Genomic DNA, 5,332 nt, shown 5'->3' with positions numbered 1-5,332 from the left:
GATCTCGCTCATTGATATCCCTCATAAAAAATTAATGAAAAACCGACCGCACTTTATCTAAATAGATGAAATGATTTCCACCATTATCGGCATGAACAAAAAAGCCTATCACAGAGGATAGGCTTATTATAGTGAAATTAGGGTAAATTCCTAGTCAGTCAAATTAGAAACTGTAATTTAGATTTAAACCGTAGAGGTTGGCACTGGATTTGGAGATATAATCCGCTTCAATTTTGATCGTGCCTTTCACATAATCTTCAGTAAAGTGAACTTTTTTACCGCGTAAGTGAGCAAAACCAAAATCAACCGAGAGATTTGGTGTAAATGCATAAGTTGCTCCTAAGCTATACCAAGTTCTGTTTGTATCAGGAATAGCTGCCGTTGCTTCGCCCGCTGCTTTGTCATAAGCAACACCCGCACGCAAGAGCAGTTGTTCATTCACTTTATAAGTACCACCTAATGCAAAGCGTGAAGCATTGCGGTAATTAAGATCCTTATGGAACGCTTCGCTTCCATTATCAAATGTTGCATGTAAGCTTTGTAAACGGCTCCATTTAGTGCGTTTGTAGCTATAATGCAATGCAAAATCATCCGTGAATTGGTGAAAGCCAGAGAACTCCCAGTAGCTAGGCAAATGTAAAGTCAGTCCACCCACTCCCGTTTGACTATTACCAATAGCGGCTCTATCTTTAAAATCAATATCAACCTTAGAATGATAAGCAAAACCAAGACGATGAGCTTCGTTAAATTCGTAAACTAAGCCCGCATTCCAACCAAGCCCCCAGGCATTTTTATCTTGTAAACGAACAACTGATGTGGTTTTCGCCATCGCGTTACTTTGTGCGGTAACCACCGCAGCAAATGATGAACGTGCCGCAGTTAAGATCTGTGAATATTTTTTCTAAGGCATCATCAAGAACCCCAGCATTACGTTCAAGTTTGGCTTTTGCATAAACCGCATTTAGCCCTGCACCGAAACTTAACCCTTGTGTTACACGATATGCACCACTTAAATTTAAATTAATGGTCGTTAGATCTGTTTTTCCACCAAAAATGCCGCCATTATAATCTGAGCTATATTCGCTTTTTAAACCAAAATTAACGTTCATTCCGGCTCCAATCGCAAATTTATCGTTTATTGGCGCAACAAAATACATATTTGGTACAAATGCCCCCGGAACCACATTGTTATTAGCTAAGCTTCCTTGCGCAACCTGTGCAGAAGTAGTATTTAGAGCAGCTGTCGCGGTTACCGTACCATCAACACGAATTTTAGAATCCACATAAACCCCACCCACGCTAAATTGGTTGGTTTTAAATAAAGTCATTAAAGCTGGGTTGGTTGCCACCACAGAGGCGTTATCAGCAATGGCTGCTTCACCAGCATAGGCACGGCCTAAACCTGAGCTTGAAACTTCTGCTAATTGGAATGCTGCTGCCTGTGCACCTCCTGCAACAGCTAATAATGCAGAAGAAAGTAATGTTCTTGAAAAAATGTTGTTTAGTCATTTGTAACCTTTTTCGATTAAATTGATAAAAATTGATTAGAAAAGCTGCTGGATTATAAAGAAAGCACTACACTAGTGCAAACAAATTTAGCCTAACTAATCAGAGTTCAGACCAGTTGAAAAATATAAAAAGAAAACAAAGGGATAATAAGCAGCCAGTTCATCGCAAACTTAGCTGTTATATCAAAAATAAGAATAAAAAAATGCCCAGCTAAGCCGGGCATTGATAAATTACTAAATGTGAGAAAAGTTTAGAAAAAAGACCACAATAAAATATGGCTAATAACTGTGGTGAGAGTATCCGCAAGAACATCACCAATGGATAAACGGTGGCGTAAGAAAGTGCGGCAATTCCGCTGTCTTCTTTAATCGCATTGGCAAAGGCAAGCGCAGGGGGATCTGTCATTGAGCCTGCAAGTAAACCACATAAAGACAGGTAGTTAAGTTTTAGGTATAAACGCGCAAACAGCCCCACCGCCATTAATGGGAAGAAGGTGATGATAATGCCATAGCCCATCCATTCAAGCCCAGAACCATTTACTAGGGTATCCACAAAGTTACCGCCTGATTTTAGCCCTACAACCGCAAGGAATAAAACAATGCCAATTTCGCGTAACGCTAAGTTAGCACTTGGTGGCATAAACCAGTAAAGTTTTCCAATGCTCCCTATTCTTGCCAAAATCAGCGCAACAACAAGCGGCCCACCAGCTAAACCCAGTTTTAGCGCCACAGAAAGGCCCGGAATATAAAAAGGAATTGAGCCGACTAACACCCCTAAGCCAATCCCAATAAAAACAGGGAGCATTTGCACTTGTTGCAATTTTTGCTGTGCGTTACCAATTAAGGCAATGGCGTTATCAATCATATCAGCGCGTCCGACAATGTGTAGCACATCACCAAATTGCAAGCTCGTATTTGCACTTGGTACAAGTTCCACCCCAGCACGGTTTAACCGAGAAATCACCACACCATATTTTTGATGAATACCCAAAGATTTAATGCGTTTTCCCAAGACTTTTTCATTGGTTACCACAATGCGCTCAGAACGAAGATCACCAGTGAGCGTTGAACGTGGCACATCCACTTCTTCACCAATCACGAGTTTCATTTTTCTTAATGTATGCGCTTCCCCTACTAAATGGAGCAAATCATCAAGAAAAATTTCGGTGTCTGCATTCGGCACGCTTACGTTATCACCACGTTTTAAGCGAGAGCAAACCACCTCTTTGCTTTCAAACCCCGGGATTTCAATTAGCGGCAAGCCGTTAAGATTTGGGTTGGTTACGCGCACATTCATTGAACGCAAACTTTCCTTATCCTGACCGCTTTCGCGTTGGAAATTGGCGTCCTCTTCTTCCACTTTTATTTTAAAAAACAACCGCACTAACCACATTGTGAGTAAAATCCCACAAATCCCAAAAGGGTAAGCTACGGCATAAGCCATACCCATATTACTGGTGGTATGGCTCATTCCCAATTCAGCAAGAATTTGTTGCCCTGCCCCTAAAGATGGAGTATTAGTTACCGCCCCAGAATAAACCCCAAGAATAATATCAAGTGGCACATCAGCGGCTTTATATAACACAACCACACTGGCTGCCCCAAGTAATACGATGAGTACCGCTAACCCATTGAGTTTTAAGCCTGATTCTCGTAATGAGGCAAAAAAACCCGGCCCTACTTGAATACCAATCGTATAAACAAATAAGATCAAGCCAAATTCTTGAATAAAATGTAGCGTATGTGCATCTAAATGCACGCCATATTGGTTGGTAAAATGGGCAACAATGATCCCCCCAAACAATACCCCCCCAATACCGAGCCCTACGCCACGAATTTTAAAATGACCGATCCATAATCCGACCACCGCAACGAGGGCTAAAATGCTAATCGTAACTGCAATATCACTCATAACAACCTCAAAAATTTAATTTAACTAAAAAAATTATAGCAATCTCCAGATAGAAAGAATAAATTAAAGTCCAAAAATTTAATCTACATCACATTTTTCTTGCTTACCGCATTAATTTCTTTAACAATCTTTGAACAAATTTCTCATTCTGCTATCTAAACAACACGATTAACTATTTTCTTTTCTATCAACTCATTACTCGGAAATATTATGAATTGGTCAGACGAATTACTAAGTTCATTTTTATGGATAATCCAAAGCCTCGTGATTACGAGCATTGTCTTCTCCCTTATCTTAGCGCTTTTAGTCAAAACAACTCGCTGGGCGCATCAATTTTGGCTTTTAGCTAAAAATTACCTTTCCCCCAAACAGAGCCTCAAACCACTCTGCTATTTTTGGGTGATCATCTTCTTTAATCTAGTTGCTGTGCGGTTAGATATTCTATTTTCTAATTGGTATAACGCAATGTACAGCGCATTACAAGAAATGAATGTCAGTGTATTCTGGCAACAAATGGTCGTATTTTCCTTGCTTGCCACTGTTCACGTGTTGAATGTGCTGTTTACCTACTACATTTCGCAACGCTTCAAAATTCAATGGCGAACTTGGCTCAATGGGCATTATGTAGAAAAATGGACAGCCAACCAAGCCTATTATAAAACCCTATATAGCCTCAATCAGCTAGACAATCCCGATCAACGTATCCAGCAAGATATTGAATCTTACATCAACAGCTCGCTCAGTTTTGCTACAGGCGTGATTTCCTCCACAGTTTCACTCATCGCATTCACCGCGATTTTGTGGAACTTATCAGGGCCAATGGAAATCGCGGGCTATGAAATCCCGCATATGATGGTATTTTTAGTGTTTATTTATGTGCTTATTACCAGTGTGATTGCCTTTAGAATTGGACGACCATTAATTAAACTCAACTTCGCTAATGAAAGGCTCAACGCAAATTACCGTTATTCCCTCATTCGCCTAAAAGAATATGCGGAAAGCATTGCCTTCTACCGTGGTGAAAAAATGGAACAACACTTATTGTTCAAACAATTCAATAAAATTATTGGAAACATCTGGCAACTGGTTTACCGCACCCTGAAATTATCTGGCTTTAACTTAGCTGTTTCACAGATCTCCGTTGTCTTCCCACTTCTTATTCAAGCGGGGCGCTACTTCAGTGAACAAATCAAACTCGGTGATTTAATGCAAACCGCCCAAGCCTTTGGCAAAGTACAAGAATCTCTTTCTTTTTATCGTAATTCTTATGATGATTTCGCGGCTTACCGTGCTGTGCTTGATCGTTTAACAGGTTTTCATAGTGCGATCAACGCAGTTAATCAACCGTCTAAAACCCAGCTTCAAGATAGCCAAGGCGAAGTGGCATTCCAAAATCTCACTATAAAACGCCCTGATGGAAAAAGCCTGATTGAAAACTTAAACCTCACCTTTCCCCTAGGCACAAGGGTACTAATTCAAGGGCAATCTGGGGTTGGAAAAACCACGCTATTACGCACCGCAGCAGGGCTTTGGCAATATTCCGAAGGCACCGTAATCTGCCCGCAACACAGCGCCCTATTTCTTTCGCAAAAACCTTATTTGCCGCAAGGTCGCTTAATTGATGCCCTTTATTATCCTGCAATGGCAAGTGAAGATTGCAATCTCGCTGCAATCCAACAAATTATGCAACAAGTTAATTTAGGACATTTAACCGATAAGCTCGAGCAAGAACAAGATTGGACGCGCGTGCTTTCTCTCGGCGAACAACAGCGCCTTGCCTTTGCCCGCTTATTATTACACAAGCCACAGGTGGCATTTCTTGACGAAGCAACAGCAAGTATGGACGAAGGATTGGAAGACGCAATGTATCAGTTATTAAAAAGCGCATTGCCAAATACCACCATAATCAGCG

The 5,332-nt window shown here is 40.9% G+C and carries 2 protein-coding genes and 1 pseudogene; 1 reads left to right on the top strand and 2 read right to left on the bottom strand.

Annotation, left to right across the window (positions count from 1 at the left end; translation table 11 throughout):
- Positions 1-163: 163 nt before the first annotated feature.
- Together C3Z13_RS08195 and C3Z13_RS08190 are read right to left on the bottom strand one after the other, a co-directional pair.
- Positions 164-1,496 (bottom strand): annotated as a pseudogene (locus tag C3Z13_RS08195) (outer membrane protein transport protein).
- A gap of 223 nt (positions 1,497-1,719) precedes the next feature.
- Positions 1,720-3,420, bottom strand: a complete 1,701-nt coding sequence (locus C3Z13_RS08190; protein WP_245872596.1) for a putative transporter — start codon at positions 3,418-3,420, stop codon at positions 1,720-1,722.
- Between the two features lie 210 nt (positions 3,421-3,630).
- Between C3Z13_RS08190 and C3Z13_RS08185 the strand changes: the two genes are divergently transcribed.
- The coding region (locus C3Z13_RS08185; RefSeq protein ID WP_103855595.1) for an ABC transporter ATP-binding protein/permease at positions 3,631-5,332 on the top strand (1,702 nt) is incomplete at its 3' end.

The organism is Avibacterium endocarditidis (assembly GCF_002921145.1).
Taxonomy (GTDB): Bacteria; Pseudomonadota; Gammaproteobacteria; order Enterobacterales; family Pasteurellaceae; genus Avibacterium; species Avibacterium endocarditidis.
The sequence above is the reverse complement of the archived record's forward strand: the minus strand, read 5'-3'. Positions and strand labels throughout refer to the sequence as shown.

What these genes read in the sequence shown, in the direction of transcription:
- C3Z13_RS08190 (WP_245872596.1), bottom strand. Translation starts at nt 3,420, where the DNA reads ATGAGTGATATTGCAGTTACGATTAGCATTTTAGCCCTCGTTGCGGTG.